Origin of the sequence: Paraglaciecola sp. (assembly GCF_030730205.1) — a bacterium.
GTDB lineage: Bacteria > Pseudomonadota > Gammaproteobacteria > Enterobacterales > Alteromonadaceae > Paraglaciecola.
Window position 1 is genome coordinate 37,202 of sequence record NZ_JANQVQ010000304.1, and the last position, 17,857, is coordinate 55,058.

A 17,857-nucleotide genomic window follows, 5' to 3' on the forward strand; every position below is an offset into this window, starting at 1 on the left:
ATGAATTGTTGTTGGTTATTGCTAATTGTATAGAGTATTTTGATGTTAATACGCGCTGTCATGTTTATCGCTTTACTGATGCTTACTTGGGTGAGTCATGCCCATGATGTATTTTCTGGCGAGGCAAAAGTCAACATAAACCAACAACATCAACTGACCCTTGAGCTGTATTTAGCTGCCGTAACCGCGGATATTTTCACTCAAGATCTGATTAATCAGAATAATCAGCTCAGTGTCGAGAATCTGCCGAATATACGGACACACCTTAGTCACAAAGCCAAACAATTTTTTGAGATAACCCTCAATGGTGAGCCTATGAGCGCTGACACTGTTGAGATAAAAATCATCCCAGAAACCGACTCTGTGATTTTTACACTTTTTTATCCTGATTCAGCCTTAGGCATGCTGGGTTTTCGCAGTGATTTTATTGATCAGACCAATCCAGAATTTAAACTTACCCTAAGTATTTTTAATTCTCAGCATATCCAAGTGGGTTTATTTATTCACACTTTTACTCACCGTTATGACGAAGTGTCGTTTGATGGCAAGACCAAACAAGCGAATTACGAGGGGGTATTTTTAAGCTTTCTGAGCTTGGGTGTGCATCATATTTTAATCGGCTTTGATCATTTACTATTTTTATTGGCCTTATTGATTGTATGCAGAACGTGGAAAGCCGCCGCGCTCATTATTACCTGCTTTACTGTGGCGCACACCATCACGTTATCCTTGGCTTCACTGCACATTTTCAACTTACCGCAACACTGGATTGAACTGGCGATTGCGCTAACGGTCGTGTATGTGGGGCTAGAAAATCTCTACTATCAACATCGTCCGCCGAATCGATGGTTACTTACTAGCGCCTTTGGTTTACTGCATGGTTTCGGTTTTGCTAATGTGTTAACGGGTTTAGGGCTTGGCAGCGCGGGCGCACCTATTTTCATTCCATTACTGGCATTTAATTTAGGCGTAGAAATAGGCCAGCTTGCCTTATCAGCCCTTGTTTTACCTGCATTGTGGTGGCTGAGTAAATATGCCTTATACCGCCACTATATAGTGCCGCTGATATCCGTGGCGACGGTCATTCTTGGCTGTATCTGGGGAGTTGAACGCTTTTTTAATTAAAAGGGCGCTGTGTTAGCGCTCTTTCGTGTTTTGTTGTCATTTGTCTGTGTTATTTTTCAGCCAGCGCCACGCCCTCAAACTGCACGCCCTGCCAACCAAATTTCATAAAGTTTCGAATATTGCCATGATCACTACCACTTGGGTTTGCCAATACATCTTGACGATAGTAATCCCCAAATAAATGCAAGGTTTGAGTCTCGGACAACTGCTTGAACTGAGCAAAATACAAGAGTTTGCATGAGCCTTCATTACTTCCTGCTTCGTTGACAATGTCGCCATTTTTAAACCTTGTGGCTTGATAATCGAAGTGGGTGGTTATCATCTGGATCACATCACTAAATTGAACAAGCTCAGGTGTCGTGTTGAGTTGTAAAAGTAATTCTTGCTGGGTCATGATGGGTCCTGTTTGTAGCGAATGTGTCATAGGGGGCAGAATCTAGTTTGAACGAGGGCAAACAGCAAAAGACTGCAGCCCCTTGTATTATTATAAATGTAAGATAAATACTTTGGATTTACGCTGAAAATTATAAAGCTCTTTCTTTTTAGCTGGTAAGTCTTCCAGACTGGCAGGCATAAAACCTTGTTCTAAAAACCAATGCCCCGTCACGGTGGTTAAAACAAAAATAGACTTAATGCCTTGTTGTAAGGCTTGGGTTTTAATAGCGTGTAACAATCGTTCACCGCGATTACCACCACGGTAGTCGCTATGAGTAGCAACGCAGGCTAACTCAGCCATCTCTTCTTCTGGGTAAGGATAAAGTGCAGCGCAAGCGATGGTCATGCCGTCTCGGGCAATTAAGGTAAATAACTCGATTTCACTTTCTAAACGCTCTCTTGAGCGCTTCACCAAGATACCTTTTTCTTCAAGTGGATTAATGAGTTTTAGTATCCCGCCCACATCTTCGATATTGGCCGCGCGTAATTGTTCGTAAGAACGCTGGGCAATAAGCGAGCCTGCACCATCACGAGTAAAGAGCTCTTGTAATAAGGCGCCATCTTGACGGTAACTTACACAGTGACAACGACTAATTCCTGACTCCAAACTTGAAGCGATAGCTTGCAAAGAGAGTTTTTGCGCGGCATAAAACGGGTTATTCAGCATACCGTACAATTGGTCAATTTCTATATTACGCAGCAGGTGAGCATCTTCACTTATGATGCCATCATCAGGGGTAAATAAAATAAGCTTGTCGGCTTTTAACGAAATAGCCGCATTGGTTGCCACATCTTCGTGCGATAAATTAAATACTTCGCCTGTTGGCGAATAGCCCATTGGCGAAAGCAGTACAATTGAGCCATCGTTGAGATGGTCGTTGATACCATTGACATCAATGCGGCGTACCAAGCCGGTATTTTCAAAATCCACGCCGTCACGCACGCCAATGGGCATAGCGACGACTAAATTACCTGAACAGACGCGAATTTGCGCACCGTGCATGGGCGAGTTGGGCAAGCCCATGGTTAATAGTGCTTCCACTTGTGCCCTTACCGACCCTGCTGCATCTTTAACACATTCAAGGGTTTGTTTATCGGTAATGCGGATATCGTCTTGAAAACGAAAGGGCAAGTTGCGTAATTGCACACGTTGATCAATTTGCGGCCGTGCGCCGTGCACTAATACCAGTCTTACTCCTAAGCTATTAAGCAGGGCGATATCATGAATAATATTAGCGAAGTTAGCGTCTTCTATGGCTTCACCACCAAACATCAAGACAAAGGTTTTACCACGATGAGCATTGATATACGGGGCTGAATTACGAATAGTTTTGACACTATCTATATGCGAAACGACCACATTGATTCCTTTTCTTGGTTTAGGTTTTGCGACTATTGTTGGTTAAACGCGACAGCACTAGCTAAGGCTTGTTTGACCGGCTCTATGCCAGTACCGCCCAAAATGCTGCGTTTATTGACCAAATACTCAAGTTGCAAAATTTCATAGACATCGTCTTCAATTAACGCTGAATATTCCTTGAGCTCAGGCAAGCTGAGTTCTTCAATGGCTTTTTTCTGAGCAAGCGCAGCCAGTACTACTTGGCCAGAAATATCATGAGCGGTTCTAAAGGGGATCCCTTTACCCACTAAATAATCAGCCAGTTCAGTGGCGTTGGCATAGCCTTCACGGGCCGCTTTAGCACAGCGTTCTTTATCAAGTTTGATGGTGTCGATGACTTCACTGGCGATACATAAACAAATATGCCATTGTGTCATTGCGTCAAACAGGCCTTCTTTGTCTTCTTGCATGTCTTTGTTGTAGGCCAAAGGTAAGCCTTTCATGGTCACCAACATAGCTTGCAAGCTACCAAATACCCGACCACATTTACCGCGAATGAGCTCTAGGGCATCAGGATTTTTCTTTTGTGGCATTAAGGATGAACCAGAGGTGACTTGGTCACCTAAGGTGATAAAACCTGCTTCGCCGGTGTTAAAGAAGATCAAATCTTCTGCCATGCGCGACAAGTGCATCATGCTGGTGCTGGCAGCAAATAAGGTTTCTAACACGTAGTCGCGATCAGAAACCGCATCTAAGCTGTTTAAACATGGGCTGTCGAAGCCCAACTGCGTGGCTATTTCTTGACGATCAATAGGGTACACCGTACCGGCCAAGGCACCACTGCCTAGGGGGCATTGGTTTAAACGCACTTTTAAATCGTGTAATCGACTTAAATCACGTTTGAACATCTCTACATAGGCTAAACACCAGTGCGGATACCGAACGGGTTGCGCACGTTGTAAATGGGTATAACCCGGTAGAATAACGTCAAGATTATTATTTGCGGTACTGAGTAAAGACTGAATAACGTGTCGTAAATCTTGACTAAGAAGCTCGACATGTTCACGGCACCACAAACGAAAATCGGTGGCCACTTGGTCATTACGACTGCGGCCGGTGTGGAGTTTACGTGCGACGTCACCTAACTGTTCAATCAGGGTGGCTTCAACAAAGCTATGTATGTCTTCTTCACCACTTGCATCAAAATCAAGCTCGCCAGCGTCAGCTTTAACCAACAAGGCGTTTAAGGCTGTTTCGAGTTGAGCTTGCTCGTCTTGCGTTATTACGCCAGCTTTACAAATGGCACGAGACCATACAATCGAGCCACGAATGTCTTGGCTTGCCAAGGCACGATCAAAGGGAAACGAATCGTTTACCCGTCTGAACATGGCGCTGCTGCCATCTTGAAATCGACCACCCCATAAACTCATTAGGCTTTACCTTCTTCTTTAAGGGCGCGAGCCTTTTGGTTTAAGGTGCTGATACGGCTCGATAAACTGTATAAGCGAATAAACCCTTCAGCATGGCTTTGATCGTATACGTCATCGGCACCAAAGGTGGCAAAGTCTTCAGAATACAAGCTATTGGGTGAACGACGTTGTACCACTGTGGCTTGACCTTTATACAATTTTACCACGATGTCGCCAGTCACTTTCTTAGCGAAGCTGGCAGCGCCCGCTAATAGGGCATCATTTAAGGGGGTGAACCAACGACCGTCGTACATAACGTGTGAAAATTCTAAGCCAATTTGCTCACGATATTTAAGGGCGGCTTTGTCGAGGACTAAGGTTTCTAGGGCTTTGTAAGCGGCAACGATTACTGTGCCTCCTGGCGTTTCATAACAACCACGAGACTTCATGCCGACTAAACGGTTTTCAACGATGTCGATACGGCCTACACCATGCGCTCCAGCAATGGTATTTAATTTCATTACTGCTTCATAAGGTGTCAATGCTTCACCGTTAACGGCAATGAGTTTGCCTGCATCAAAACTTAACATGACTCGCTCTGCTTGATCAGGCGCATCTTCTGGATCAGTCGTTAATGTCCAAACCCCTTTACTTGGCTCACACCAAGGATCTTCAAGCTCACCACCTTCATGACTAATGTGCCACGCGTTAGCGTCACGGCTGTAAATCTTGGTGGCAGAGGCTGAGGTTTTAATGTCACGCTCGGCTAAGTAAGCGAGTAAGTCTTCACGTGAGACCATGTCCCACTCGCGCCAAGGCGCAATAACCGTTAATTCAGGGGCTAAGGCCGCAAAGGTGCCTTCAAAACGCACTTGGTCGTTACCTTTACCGGTACAACCGTGGCATAAGGCATCAGCCCCGACTTTTAGCGCGATTTCAACTTGAGCTTTGGCGATAATAGGACGTGCCATAGATGTACCAAGTAAGTATTCACCTTCGTATACGGCACCCGTTGTAATGGTGGGGAATACGTAGTCAGCGATGAACTCTTCTTTTAAATCAACGATGTAACACTCACTTGCGCCGGTTTTTAAGGCTTTTTCACGCAAACCGATAAGCTCTTCTTCGCCTTGACCTACGTCTGCGGCAAAGGCGATAACTTCACAACCCTCGTAATTTTCTTTTAACCAAGGAATGATTGCTGAGGTATCTAAACCACCTGAATAGGCGAGTACTACTTTTTTAATTTGTTTTTTAGCCATGTTGTTTGTTCCTGCTGTAAGTCGTTTTCTAAATGTGATGAGGTTTAGTTAGCTGGTGTAAAATTAGCAGCCAGTAATTGTACTAATATTGCATTTTGCCCATGCATGCGGTTTTCAGCTTGTTGCATGAGTAAAGATGTGTCGCCATCGATAAGGCTGCCACTGATTTCTAGATCGCGATGAGCGGGTTGGCAATGCATCACATAGTCAGCGCCTGTTAATTCCATCAAGGCTTCATCGATTTTATAGGGGTCAAAGACTTCTTTGATTTGTGCCAGTGGGGTAGTGTCGCCCATAGAAATCCATGTGTCGGTGTATAGAACATGGGCGCCTATGGCAGCCTTTATATCGGTGCTGACGGTTAATTTTCCGCCGAATTGCGCTGCACGTTGCTCGGTCAGCGTTATGATTTCTGCATCAACTTCGTAGCCTTTTGGCGTGATCACGATAACTTCACAACCTAAAGCCACACCCACTAACATAAGTGAATGGGTCACGTTATTGCCATCACCAATATAAGCTAATTTTACCTTGCTTAGGTCCTCATAGTGCTCACTGATGGTTAAATAATCAGCAACTGCCTGACAAGGATGATATTTATCGCATAGGGCATTGATAACCGGAACATCTGCTGATTCTGCCAACTCTTCTAAGGTTGAATGAGCAAAAACTCGCGCCACAATAGCATCAGCCCAACAGGCTAAATTTGCGCCCATGTCTTTTACATCTTCACGTCCGGCCAATTTATTTGACTGACTGTCTAGGTAGACTAAATGGCCGCCTAGTTTGTTAATGCCAATGTCAAAACTGACGCGGGTACGCAGTGAGGGCTTTTCAAATAACGCTACGATCGATAGGCCGTCTAAGGCTTTACGGTAGCCTTTAGGATTTGCTTTTATGGTGCGTGCTAAGGTAAGTAACTGCTCTAATTGTGTTTTATCCCAATCCTTCAGAGTCAATAAATCCTGTTTCATTAATCTGCCTTTAACCTTTATTGTTGTGGTTGAATTGCGCTTGGCGCAGGTGAAATTTGCGTACCAACTGGTTCGTTGTGCAAAAAGCCTAACAGTTTAGGCGCAGATTTCCAGCTTGCTATGGTGACACTGCGGCCCAAACTTTGCGCCGCGGTCAAAGCAGCTTGCACTTTAACAACCATGCCGTCACGAATGACGCCCTCTTCAATCAAGGCATCAATCTCCTTTTTATTTAATTTTTCGATTAAGGTTCGGTTGGCATCTAATACCCCAGGGACATCCGATAAGAGAATGAGTTCCGCTTTTAGTAATTGGGCAATGACGGTAGCAGCTTGGTCAGCATTCACATTGAGTAAGCGCCCCTCAGGATCCGCGCCAATAGAACTGATAATGGGTAACATGTCGTTGCTAACCAATAATTGTAGCAAGTGCGCATTGCCCGCTACCACTGAGCCTACTCGGCCCAATTCGGGGCTTAATACTGAGCCAATACATATTTTTCCGTCGGCTAAACTCAAACCCACTGGATTTAAGCCTGCTTTTATAGCTAAGCCGCAAAGTTGCTTATTGGCAGTGCCAGCAAGAGCGCCGGTAATAAAAGGCATTTGTTCTTCTGGTGTGACCCGTAAACCATTGACTTTATTGCTGCGTAAATTAAGTGCGGCTAAGAGTTCTTCGACCATGGGACCACCACCATGAACAAGCACCACGCACACTTCTTCTTGCAACTTCTTAATCGTATCAAGCAAAGCTAAAGCAAGCTCGTCGGCTTGCATAAATGCACCGCCTACTTTTATGACTATGGTTTTCATGGCGTTAACCTACTAAATCCAAATGACTTTCAAATCCAAAACGCAAGTTTGCGCATTGAACAGCTTGAGAAGCGGCGCCTTTTAATAAATTGTCAATGGCACTACCAACGACCAGATAACCGCTTTGCTCATCATACTTCCAAAATAAGTCACAAAAAGGACTATGCGCTACATCGTCTATTTTTGGCCATGAATTACGTAAACGAACGATAGGATTACTGGCATAAGCCAGTTGGTAAGCTTGATTGATTTGTTCTGCGCTTACGGCTGCTTTTACTTTGACAGTAATTGTGGCGAGTATGCCCCGTTTAAAATTACCCAAATGAGGCGTGAAAATAACTTCATTGCCCAAATAAGTGGCGATTTCAGGTTGATGTCTGTGACCTAGCACGCCGTAAGCTTGTAGGCTCACTTCGGTAAAACTACTATTCAAGGCCGCTTTGCGACCCGCGCCAGAAACGCCAGACACCGCATTTATAATGGGGCGGTGACTTATATCAAGCAATCCAGCCTCTTGTAGCGGTTTTAAAGCGGTGAGTGAAGCAGTTGGGTAACAGCCCGGCACGGCAACCACACTTGCGGTTTTGATTGCGTCTTGATGCCAATCTGCCAAGCCATAAACAGCCTGCTCCAGCCAATGCGCTTGGGTGTTTTCAAAACCGTAATATTGCGCAAACACAGCAGTATTTTTTAGACGAAAGGCGCCTGATAGATCCATGACCACAGCTTTTTTCCCGGCTAACTTGTCCATCCACTCATGGCTCGCTTCGTGGGGCGTCGCTAGAAAAATAACGTCCATTTCGTTAGCTAATAACCCCATGTCTGCGTCTTTTAGCGGCTGTAAAGCCAGATCAATACGGCCGTATAAAAAGCCATGCAAGTCACCGAGCTGTTTATGCGCGTCGAGACTTTTTTCTGATACATATAAGGCACTGAGTTCGAATTGGCTGTGCTGCTGCAGTAATAAAGCGAGTTCAGCGCCGGTATAACCGCTCGCGCCGATAATACAAGTTTTCAACATTTAATAATCTCTTCTTACGAACAAGGTAACAAAAACAAAAAAATCACTCCTTACCTTTAAGTATTAACCTCAAAGGTAAAGAGTGTGCTATACGCATCAGACGTCGACTATCGTCGATACAACTTGCTGGCGAAGCTAGGCAGGGAAATAGTTGATGAAATGAACATTACCATATTCGTTATGAAACCAAATTGAGCTAAAGTATGGTTTATAGACCAAAGGGGCATAAACCGCATTGACAATAGAATGCCATATGCGGGATAGTTATGCAATAAAAGTGAATAAATATATATGCAGAGGCTTATGCAACATTCTTCTTTCTTAGAACACTATCGACAAATCATTCAAACCCCTTCAATAAGTGCATTTGATGAAAAAATAGACATGTCAAATCGAGCGATTATTGACTTGTTAGCAAGCTGGTTAGCAGATTTTGGTTTTTCAATAAATATTCAAACTGTACCTGGTACCAATAATAAGTTTAATATGCTTGCTCAAATAGGGTCTGGTGAGGGTGGCTTATTACTTTGCGGCCACTCTGATACCGTTCCTTTTGATGAAGGTCGTTGGCAATCTGACCCTTTTTCATTAACGCAAAGAGATGGAAAAATTTACGGTTTAGGCACTTGTGATATGAAAGGTTTTTTTGCCTTCATCTTAGAAGCATTAAAAGAGGTTGATTTAAAAAAGCTAAATAAACCGCTGTATATACTTGCTAGTGCTGATGAAGAAACCTCTATGGCGGGCGCGCGCTTTTTTGCCGATCAGCAATTAATAAAACCTGATATGGCAATTATCGGCGAGCCTACTGAGCTTATTCCGATCTATAAGCATAAGGGCCATATCGCGCAAAGCTTAAACATAGAAGGAAAGGCAGGGCATTCTAGTGATCCTGCCAAAGGCGTTAACGCCATTGAGATCATGTATCGAGCGATTGGGCAATTAATGACTCTACAAGAGACTCTAAAGCAGAAATATCACGATGATGCGTTTAGCGTTCCACACGTAACAATGAATTTAGGGCATATCCACGGTGGTGATGGTGAAAACCGTATTTGTGGTCAGTGCCTCCTCAATTTTGATTTACGCGCAGTCCCTGAATTAAGTGATGAAGAAGCATTGGCGATGATAGATGCCGCTCTTGCGCCAGTGCGCAAGCAGTTTCCAAATCGACTGAGTTTAGACTTAATGTACCCCACAGCACCTGCATTTGCGTGTAAAGATGAGCAAAACATTATTGCACTAGCAGAAAAATTAACAGGTAAAACAGCGAAAAGTGCGAACTACGCGACCGAAGCCCCCTTTATTAATTTGCTTGGTTGCGATACTTTGGTGTTAGGACCTGGCAGTATTGACCAAGCTCATCAACCAGATGAGTTTATGCACTTAGACTATGTTGAGCCTACAGTAAATTTATTGCAGAAATTTATTCATCAAGTGTGTATAAACAAGTAGTTCACTCAAATAGGTTTTTTCTCTTGCTAGGATAGCTATTGATAAATGAAACATGGCCTAAAAGCGTGAATGAAAATATTGAGCCTCAATTAGATAACTTAATGGGACGATCTGACCATGATTTCGAGGCAAACTCCCGAGCGGGCTTATTTGTTTACATTGTGGCTTGGACTGTCATGCTTTTCGGTACTGGCTTTTATCAGCAGCAGCCGCTATTAAGTCTGCAACTTTCCATCGTTTTAGTGACGATTACCTTATTTCGTCTATGCCACATTCTTTTGCACCAATATGTCTACTTCAAGCTGCCCAAAAGATGGATGCTATTGCATTATGGATTGCTGCTCACTCATGGTGCCTTTTGGTCAGTGTTGTTCACCTTAGCAATAATTGATGAGCGCTTTAGTGTTTTGTTATTAGCACTGGTGATGTTTATCGCTATTATTGCCGGTGGCGCCGTGGCGAGTTTTAGAGCTAAGTTTCTGGTGCCGCAACTTTATGTCGCTATTATGCTTGTACCGGCCATGATCTTTAGCATGCTAAAACCCGAGTTAAACGGGATCTGTTGGATCATTATGCTGCACTGGTTTTTCTTAATTTCATTTGGCTACCGCTTAAATAAAGACTACCGCAACGCTTATAAACAAGAGCTGGATTTACAAGTTCAAAAACAAAACCTTGATTTGTTGAGTAAGACAGATTCATTAACCAAAATTTATAATCGTCAATATTTTACTGATTGCTTTGAGTATCAATGGAAATTAGCCATTAGAAACGAATCTGTCATTGCGCTGTTGATGATTGATGTCGATGATTTTAGAGGCATAAGTTTAAAACATGGCCCGGTTTTCGGAGACAAATGTCTAGTGCACGTCGCTGACATTATTCGAGATAGTGTTAAGCGCGTCACAGATTTGGTGGTGCGCTATGGTGGAGAGCAATTTGTGGTGATATTAACCGAAACCCAAGCTGATGTAGCGCAGAAGTTAGCTGAGCAGATTCGGCAAAATATACTGTCGAAGGACTTTGTACACGCTGACCATACTCAATTTTTAAGTGCCACCATTGGGGTTGGTGTTATCAAACCGAAACAATTTTCATCCTCTACTTTACTGATTCAAAAAGCCGAAATTGCTCTTTACCAAGCCAAGGTAAAAGGCCAAAATCGGGTAGAAGTCATGTAATTCAATGTTTATTAATTGTCATTTTTATAAGGGTTAGCGTGAGTATGCAAAAAACCATCGCTCTAGTGGCACATGATCATAAAAAGCCTGATTTAGTTAGCTGGGCATTGCAGCATAAAAGTGAGCTGAGTAAACATAAATTGGTAGCAACGGGCACAACTGGTGGCTTGATTGCCCAAGAATTAGGGTTAGATGTGCATCGTTATAAAAGCGGTCCCTTAGGGGGAGACCAGCAAATTGGCGCCTTGATTGCTGAAAATAGACTCGACTGCTTAGTATTTTTTTGGGATCCCCTCAATCCTGCTCCCCATGATCCAGATGTGAAAGCCTTGTTACGCTTGTGCTCAGTCTGGAATATTCCGGTCGCATGCAATACCTCAACCGCTGATATGTTAATTACTTCTCCCTTGTTCATCGATGGAGAATATCAACGCTTGTTGCCAAACTTGTAACGTGTTGACTTAACCGTATTTAATACCCTTATTACGGTTGAAGAGTCATTTCAACTAGGGCTTTGTGTAAAGCTTGTGTAAATGTGCCTCTGCACTCACTTGCAGCTGGGTTATAGTAACACTCGGTTTATCAACATCAATCCGCTAGGATAAAGCACGAATTACATGAAAAATAAGCAGCTACTTCTCATCGATGACGATATTGAATTTACCGCTCTGCTAGTTCAATACCTCAAACCGCAAGGATACGAAATTGACGTATGCCATGACGGCGAATCGGGTTTACTCAGAGCGACGTCTAATAAAAAATATGACTTAATTTTATTAGACGTGATGTTGCCGCGTATCGATGGCTTTGAAGTATTAAAAAAGCTGCGTATTAGTCATCACACGCCAGTATTAATGCTGACAGCCAAGGGGGATGATTTTGATAAAATCTTCGGCTTGGAGTTGGGCGCCGACGACTATTTACCTAAACCGTTTAACCATCGAGAGTTATCTGCCCGAATTAAGGCTATCGTCAGACGTATGGAACTGCTGCCCAGTACTAGCATGCATCAAACCTTAACGCTGGATGATGTCATCATCTCCCCGTCAAACCAAATGGTAAGTTGTAACGACAGTGTTTTGGAGCTAACCGGCACTGAGTTTTCGATATTGCATTTATTAATGCTCAATCATGGAAACTTGGTTAGTAAACAGGATTTAAGTGAAAAGGTATTGGGCAGAAAGTTAGCCGCTTTTGATCGCAGTGTTGATATGCATGTTAGCAACATTAGGCGGAAGTTAAGTCACAAAAATGCAGATGAAAAAATTAAAACTCACCGCGGTGCCGGTTATATTTATATGGTTAAAAAATGAAATTCTTATCTCATTTTAATCCCGCTAACCACCTGTATATCAAGTTGTTTTTATGGTTTTGGATCGTCACCGTTATTATGATGAGTGGGTCCATGTGGATCATGAAACAATTAAGTGATGAGGTGCGATTTAGCCCAATGCGCTCAGCGGATGTCAGTGAGCTCAATTATTACACTCAAATTTTGCAAGATAGATTGCACCAGCAAGTCAAAACCGAAAGCATAGATAACGTGGTATTGCACATGGGCAAGCGAAATCAAATCGGTTTAGTGCTGGTGGATGTTGCGGATGGCCGTGTTATTAGCTCTTTACCCCCTCGTATGGGAATAAATGAAAATGCCTTTTTAAAACTCGCGCCCTCTACCTCACCCATCAGTGTCGATATAGGCTTAGGTAGTTTTGTGGGGCCAAGTTCGATTATTTACTCGGGCAAAAACTACTTATTGTTTGTGGGAAGGCTCGCCCCCCCAGAGTTTATGGGCAGAGTAAAGCGCCAGCATCCGGAATTTATTTTTGCCATTGCGTTGTCGATAAGCGCGTTACTGTGCTTTTGGTTTGCACGTTCATTAGTCAACCCCATAAAACAATTGCAGGATGCCAGTAAGCAAATGGCGACAGGAAATTTAGCCATCCGAGTTGGTAGTGCGAGCAAGCGCCGGGATGAAATAGGGCGTTTAGGCCGTGATTTTAATTTTATGTCAGAGCAAGTTGAGCGTTTGATGGGCAGTCAAAAACGCTTGCTTGCCGACATTTCACATGAGCTACGCTCACCCTTAGCGCGTTTACAATTATCGATCGGCATTTTACAGCAACAATGTGAAGAGGATGAGGCTGAGCGCATAGAAAAGGATGTATTACTGTCGTCAATTACGCGCATTGAAAAAGAAGCCGCGCAAATCGATAAAATGATAGCTCAGGTGCTTACTTTGTCTCGTTTAGATAACCCTCAGTCATTGCTGCACAAAAGCATAGTGGATATTCAGTCATTACTGGTGCCCCTTATTAGTGACGCTCGATTTGAGGCGCAGGAACAAAATAAGCACATCATTTTTGATTCGGCGCAGCACTGTTATTTAGATGGCGATGGCCAAATGTTAGCCAGTGCAATCGAAAATGTGCTCAGAAACGCCATCAATTACGCCAGCAATATCATCGAGGTCTCTCTGGTTCATCAAGACTCTTGGTTGACTATAGATATAAGGGATGATGGAAAAGGCATTGAACAAGAGCAATTGAGTCGGATTTTTGAGCCTTTCTATCGTGAATCGCTGGCTCGGGACAGAGCATCGGGTGGGGTAGGCTTGGGGTTGGCGATTGCCTACCAAGCGATACTTCAACATCAAGGTAAGATCCGAGCGGTAAATTTACCCAATGGAGGACTAAGCGTTACGATTACCTTGCCCACAGTTAATGACGCAGCGCTAACCTAAATCAATGGCGCTTACCCGTGATTTTCGTTAACGTAGCTTTACATTTAAACAGCTTGTGAATATTTATAAAGTAAGCAGGATTTTACGTCAGCAAAGGGGCCGAGATGCTTGTCAGTAAGTTAATGACTCAACCTATAGTCAGTGTTGGGCTTGATGATACGTTAAAAGTAGTAAAACATATTTTTGAAAACGCTAAGTTTCATCATTTACTTGTGGTTGAAGACGGGGTGTTATTCGGGGTGTTATCTGACCGAGATTTGTTAAAAGCCTTAAGCCCCTTTATTGGCACCCCTAGAGAAACACCCCATGACACGGTTACCCTAAATCGTAAAGTGCATCAAATAATGACTCGTAAACCGATTACCTTGTTACCGAATGCCGATGTACATACTGCTATCAGTATTTTTAATCGCTATAATATTTCATGTATTCCAATTGTAAATGAAGACGGTAAACCCGTTGGTATTGTAAGTTGGCGCGATATTTTGCGTTCAATTGAAAACAGTTATATGAAAAAGCAGAGTAAAAAGCCGCACTAATAATTTGAGTAAAAGCATCGTCAGTTTACGTCTCACTTGATACCATAGTTGCTTAATACCTAGGCCTTTTTACCCTGATGACTGATTCTTTTTTATTAAGCTCAGATGAGCGACTCGCCAAAACGTACATCGACCTTATCCAACCTTTTTGGAAAAAGCATGTTCAACATGGGCAGGTTATTACCCATGACAAGCTGAGTCTCGCCTATGCGTGGGTTAAACACCCCAATGCCATTGGTTCAATTGTTATTTCGTCAGGCCGTATCGAAGCCTATGTAAAATATAAGGAGGTGATGTATGACCTCTATCAAAATGGCTACTCGGTTTTTATTCATGATCATCGCGGCCAAGGATTGTCTGACCGGATGACGGGCAATCCACATATGGGTTACGTTGATGACTTTGGCGACTACGTTGCTGATCTTGATCTGTTTATACAGCAAATCGTCTTACCCAATAGTCAAGAAAAACCGCACTTGTTATGTCATTCTATGGGCAGTGCAATAGGGGCTTTGTATTGCATGCATCATCCAGGACAGATTAAATCCGCGGTATTTATGGCGCCTATGTTTGGTATCAGGCCTGCTTTACCCAGTTGGCTTGCCAGTTTGTTAGTGACTGTTCACGTTGGATTTAATCGTTTGTTAGGAAGGCCGCATGGCTATTTCATTGGGCAAAAAAATTATGTTAGTCATGGCTTTAAAAACAACAGACTGACAAGCAGTGAAGTCCGTTATGCGATCTTTCGACAAGAATATGCTGACCTACCCGAGGTGCAATTAGGCGGCGTAACAGGGCATTGGTTGCATGCCGCTGGTAAGGCGATGGACACCATTGAACATAAAGCAGAGAAATTTTGCATTCCTAGTCTTGCTATCCAGGCTGGTGATGATCAGGTGGTAGATAATGCCCGGCAACGTCGAGTCGTGGCTAAATTACGTACCTGTAAATTGCACACTATTGTAAATGCACAACACGAAATTTTAATGGAGCGAGATGTGTATCGTCGACCAGCTCTGCGAGCAGCTTTAACATTTTTTGCTGAACATCACTAAGTCTTTAGGGGGTGAGTGAAAAAGTTGGATCGCAAATTAAATGCTAAATTCGGATTTTTTAACTAATTAAGAGTCAGCTACTAGATGTTAGATATTGTATTGTACCAACCTGAAATACCACCCAACACCGGTAATATTATCCGTTTATGTGCCAATACCGGATTTAACCTGCATTTGATTGAACCACTAGGCTTTGATTGGGACGATAAAAAAGTGCGCCGTGCGGGATTGGATTACCATGAATTTGCTAAAGTACAGCGTTACGCTGATCTATCCGCCTACGTTACCGCTCGTCAGCCCTCTCGCATTTTTGCTTGTACCACCAAAGGTAAGGCCTATTTTGCTGACGCTAAGTTTGAAAAAGGCGATGCTTTGCTGTTTGGTCCTGAAACACGTGGCTTACCCATGGATATCATTGAATCCTTGCCTGCGGAACAGCGTCTTCGGATCCCCATGTTACCAGAGAGTCGCAGTATGAACTTATCAAATGCAGTATCAGTATTTGTGTATGAAGCGTGGCGTCAATTGGACTTTGCTGGGGCGGTGTAATAACAACCTCAGGCTAGAGCTGAGGTTGGTGGCTCGCTTGCAATAGAATGGTTTGACCATCGACGCGCTGATGTTCAATGGCAAAATTCTGTTCCAGCGCAGTTAATAAGCCCTCAATGTCATTAGTGCGAAACAAACCTGCTATTTGTAGCGTTTTTAGTTGTTCATCAGCTACCTTGAAATGATAGGGGGTGTAGCGACTGATTTCTTTTAAGGCATCCGCCAAGGATTCGCCTCTAAAAATGAGTTCGCCTTTTTGCCAAGATAAATCCACTTCAATTTCCGATGTTTTCAGCTGTAATATCTGCGGTTGTTGAGCACTCAGTTCTACTTTTTCACCTTTACTTACCGCTAGGGAAGCATGAGATAAACGCACACTCTGCTGAGTAAGAGGCGTGCTATTGTCAAAGGACTGATCTGCCACCAATACCTTGCCGTCGGTCACAATTAGCTCAACGCCGGTATCTTGCAGTTGCACGTTAAAAGCGGTGCCAACGGCTTGAATAATCTTTCCGCCAGCATAAACACTCAAAGGCTGCTTAGTATTATGGGCAACAGTAACATGCAGCTCACCTTTTACTAATTCAAATAAACGTTGTTTATCGGTATATGTGACTTTTACCTGAGTGTTGGTATTTAACACAACCTTGGTTTTGTCTTGCAAGTAAAAGGTAGCGTGTTCGCCCACTTTGGTTGCGTAAACATTTTCAGAGTAAATATGTTGTGCCGTTAAACTATTTTGTTGATTTATTGACCATTGGTAAGCGCCAATCGAAAAAAGGCTGGCAAAAATAATACTTGCCGCAACGGCCCAACGTTGACCACTAACCTTAGATGCGTGATTGGGGGTATGAGGAACGACGTCGCTAAGATGATTTAATACATCCATTTTACCCCATAGATTTGCCATTTTAGTTAGCACCCTACGATGCTCTTTATTTGCAATTAACCATTGCTCTAGTTCATTCGCTTCTGTTGGGCTTAAGCCTCTGTCTAATTTACTTATCCATTCGCTGGCTTGCTCAATATATTGTTCGTCCGACTTTAACGGGTACACATTACTCATTTTCTTATCCCCCGTGTTGTCAAATTGTGTTTTGTGGCTTGAGTCAATTCACTTTCTTTTTGCATCATATAGCTCGCACAACGTTTCAACCCATCAGCGATATGTTTTTCAACGGTACTCTGAGTGATAGACAGCTCTTTGGCGATTTCTTTTTGTGAATAGCCGTAGACTTTTTTTAATACAAACACTCGCCGGCACTGCAATGGTAAACGTCTTACGCTTTCGCAAAAATAAGCAAATTCTTCATTACTTGCCGCTTGTTGAAATAAGGTATCTTCGTTCGTGTCAACGTCATATTGATCATCATTTTCAACACTATCACTTAAGCGACTTTCTGCTTTTTTTACATAATCTAACGCTAAATTACGTGCCGTTTTCATGACAAAAGATTTGCTGTGGGTTATGGCATCATGATTTTCTATTTGGCAAATTCGCACGTATGTTTCTTGCACTATATCTTCTATTTCTTTTGGCGGCACGATACGTGACACCATTCGAACAATACTGGTTTTTGCCAGCATAAACGTGTCGAATAAACCTGATTTTTTGAAATCGGGATGAGCCATAATTGTCCAGTTATTTTTGCTTTCAGGAATAAGACGATTGAAAACTGAAATTCCTCCATTTTATTTTAGGTAATCCAGTTTGGTTAAGAATATTCTATTAATATCAGTCGCTTATTTTGAGTGGAAGACTTAAGTTTATTTATTCCATTAGGTATGATTTATGTAATTAAGTTGTTAAATTATGCCATCGATATGAAATCAAAGAATAGCTTTTTTGCTACGGTATTTAATAGTGGGCGCGAAAAAAAAGTTTTAATGAGGTTAGTTTGAGTCCTTTAAATCATGTGCAACTGGTTTTTCATTTTGCCGTCTAAAACTTGTTCATC

At 42.9% G+C, this 17,857-nt stretch carries 18 protein-coding genes; 9 read left to right on the forward strand and 9 right to left on the reverse strand.

Annotated elements, in window-relative coordinates; translation table 11 throughout:
• Positions 1-42 precede the first annotated feature (42 nt).
• Positions 43-1,125, forward strand: coding sequence for a HupE/UreJ family protein (locus NWQ57_RS19895; protein WP_306023932.1), 1,083 nt, complete (start codon positions 43-45; stop codon positions 1,123-1,125).
• Positions 1,126-1,174: 49 nt separating this feature from the next.
• Here NWQ57_RS19895 and NWQ57_RS19900 read toward each other — a convergent pair whose 3' ends face one another.
• From NWQ57_RS19900 to argC, 7 genes are all read right to left on the reverse strand, one after another.
• A complete protein-coding gene (locus tag NWQ57_RS19900; RefSeq protein ID WP_306023933.1) occupies positions 1,175-1,519 on the reverse strand; it encodes a HopJ type III effector protein in 345 nt (114 codons plus the stop codon).
• Positions 1,520-1,609: 90 nt separating this feature from the next.
• Positions 1,610-2,920, reverse strand: coding sequence for an amino-acid N-acetyltransferase (argA, locus tag NWQ57_RS19905; RefSeq protein WP_306023934.1), 1,311 nt, complete (start codon positions 2,918-2,920; stop codon positions 1,610-1,612).
• A 32-nt stretch (positions 2,921-2,952) separates the two neighbouring features.
• Positions 2,953-4,329, reverse strand: coding sequence for an argininosuccinate lyase (gene argH, locus NWQ57_RS19910; protein WP_306023935.1), 1,377 nt, complete (start codon positions 4,327-4,329; stop codon positions 2,953-2,955).
• A complete protein-coding gene (locus NWQ57_RS19915) occupies positions 4,329-5,570 on the reverse strand; it encodes an argininosuccinate synthase (RefSeq protein ID WP_306023936.1) in 1,242 nt (413 codons plus the stop codon). Before NWQ57_RS19915 ends, argH begins: the two co-directional genes overlap by 1 nt.
• A 44-nt stretch (positions 5,571-5,614) precedes the next feature.
• On the reverse strand, positions 5,615-6,544 hold the full coding sequence (locus NWQ57_RS19920) for an ornithine carbamoyltransferase (protein ID WP_306023937.1): 930 nt from the start codon (positions 6,542-6,544) through the stop codon (positions 5,615-5,617).
• 17 nt (positions 6,545-6,561) lie between these two features.
• Positions 6,562-7,356, reverse strand: a complete 795-nt coding sequence (gene argB, locus NWQ57_RS19925; protein WP_306023938.1) for an acetylglutamate kinase — start codon at positions 7,354-7,356, stop codon at positions 6,562-6,564.
• A 4-nt stretch (positions 7,357-7,360) separates the two neighbouring features.
• A complete protein-coding gene (argC, locus tag NWQ57_RS19930; protein WP_306023939.1) occupies positions 7,361-8,377 on the reverse strand; it encodes an N-acetyl-gamma-glutamyl-phosphate reductase in 1,017 nt (338 codons plus the stop codon).
• Between the two features lie 303 nt (positions 8,378-8,680).
• On the opposite strand from argC, the gene argE reads away from it, so the two are divergent.
• The 8 genes from argE to trmL all read left to right on the forward strand — a co-directional run bounded on the left by argE (position 8,681) and on the right by trmL (position 15,899).
• Entirely contained in the window at positions 8,681-9,832 is a 1,152-nt protein-coding gene (argE, locus tag NWQ57_RS19935; RefSeq protein WP_306023940.1) for an acetylornithine deacetylase, read from the forward strand.
• Between the two features lie 38 nt (positions 9,833-9,870).
• Positions 9,871-11,013: a diguanylate cyclase gene (locus NWQ57_RS19940; RefSeq protein WP_306023941.1), complete on the forward strand. Its 1,143-nt coding sequence runs from the start codon at positions 9,871-9,873 to the stop codon at positions 11,011-11,013.
• A 44-nt stretch (positions 11,014-11,057) separates the two neighbouring features.
• A complete protein-coding gene (locus tag NWQ57_RS19945) occupies positions 11,058-11,465 on the forward strand; it encodes a methylglyoxal synthase (protein WP_306023942.1) in 408 nt (135 codons plus the stop codon).
• Positions 11,466-11,630: 165 nt separating this feature from the next.
• The gene (locus NWQ57_RS19950) at positions 11,631-12,326 is read left to right on the forward strand and encodes a response regulator (protein ID WP_306023943.1); all 696 of its coding nucleotides are present in this window, start codon (positions 11,631-11,633) and stop codon (positions 12,324-12,326) included.
• Positions 12,323-13,756 carry an ATP-binding protein gene (locus NWQ57_RS19955; protein WP_306023944.1) on the forward strand — a complete coding sequence of 478 codons (1,434 nt, stop codon included), beginning with the start codon at positions 12,323-12,325 and terminating at the stop codon, positions 13,754-13,756. Before NWQ57_RS19950 ends, NWQ57_RS19955 begins: the two co-directional genes overlap by 4 nt.
• Before the next feature lie 104 nt (positions 13,757-13,860).
• On the forward strand, positions 13,861-14,295 hold the full coding sequence (locus NWQ57_RS19960) for a CBS domain-containing protein (protein ID WP_306023945.1): 435 nt from the start codon (positions 13,861-13,863) through the stop codon (positions 14,293-14,295).
• Between the two features lie 77 nt (positions 14,296-14,372).
• The gene (locus tag NWQ57_RS19965; protein WP_306023946.1) at positions 14,373-15,350 is read left to right on the forward strand and encodes an alpha/beta fold hydrolase; all 978 of its coding nucleotides are present in this window, start codon (positions 14,373-14,375) and stop codon (positions 15,348-15,350) included.
• An 84-nt stretch (positions 15,351-15,434) separates the two neighbouring features.
• A complete protein-coding gene (gene trmL, locus NWQ57_RS19970; RefSeq protein ID WP_306023947.1) occupies positions 15,435-15,899 on the forward strand; it encodes a tRNA (uridine(34)/cytosine(34)/5-carboxymethylaminomethyluridine(34)-2'-O)-methyltransferase TrmL in 465 nt (154 codons plus the stop codon).
• 13 nt (positions 15,900-15,912) lie between these two features.
• Here trmL and NWQ57_RS19975 read toward each other — a convergent pair whose 3' ends face one another.
• Positions 15,913-16,965: a FecR domain-containing protein gene (locus tag NWQ57_RS19975; RefSeq protein WP_306023948.1), complete on the reverse strand. Its 1,053-nt coding sequence runs from the start codon at positions 16,963-16,965 to the stop codon at positions 15,913-15,915.
• Positions 16,962-17,531, reverse strand: coding sequence for a sigma-70 family RNA polymerase sigma factor (locus NWQ57_RS19980; RefSeq protein WP_306023949.1), 570 nt, complete (start codon positions 17,529-17,531; stop codon positions 16,962-16,964). The genes NWQ57_RS19975 and NWQ57_RS19980 overlap by 4 nt, the downstream gene beginning before the upstream one ends.
• Between the last annotated feature and the right edge of the window lie 326 nt (positions 17,532-17,857).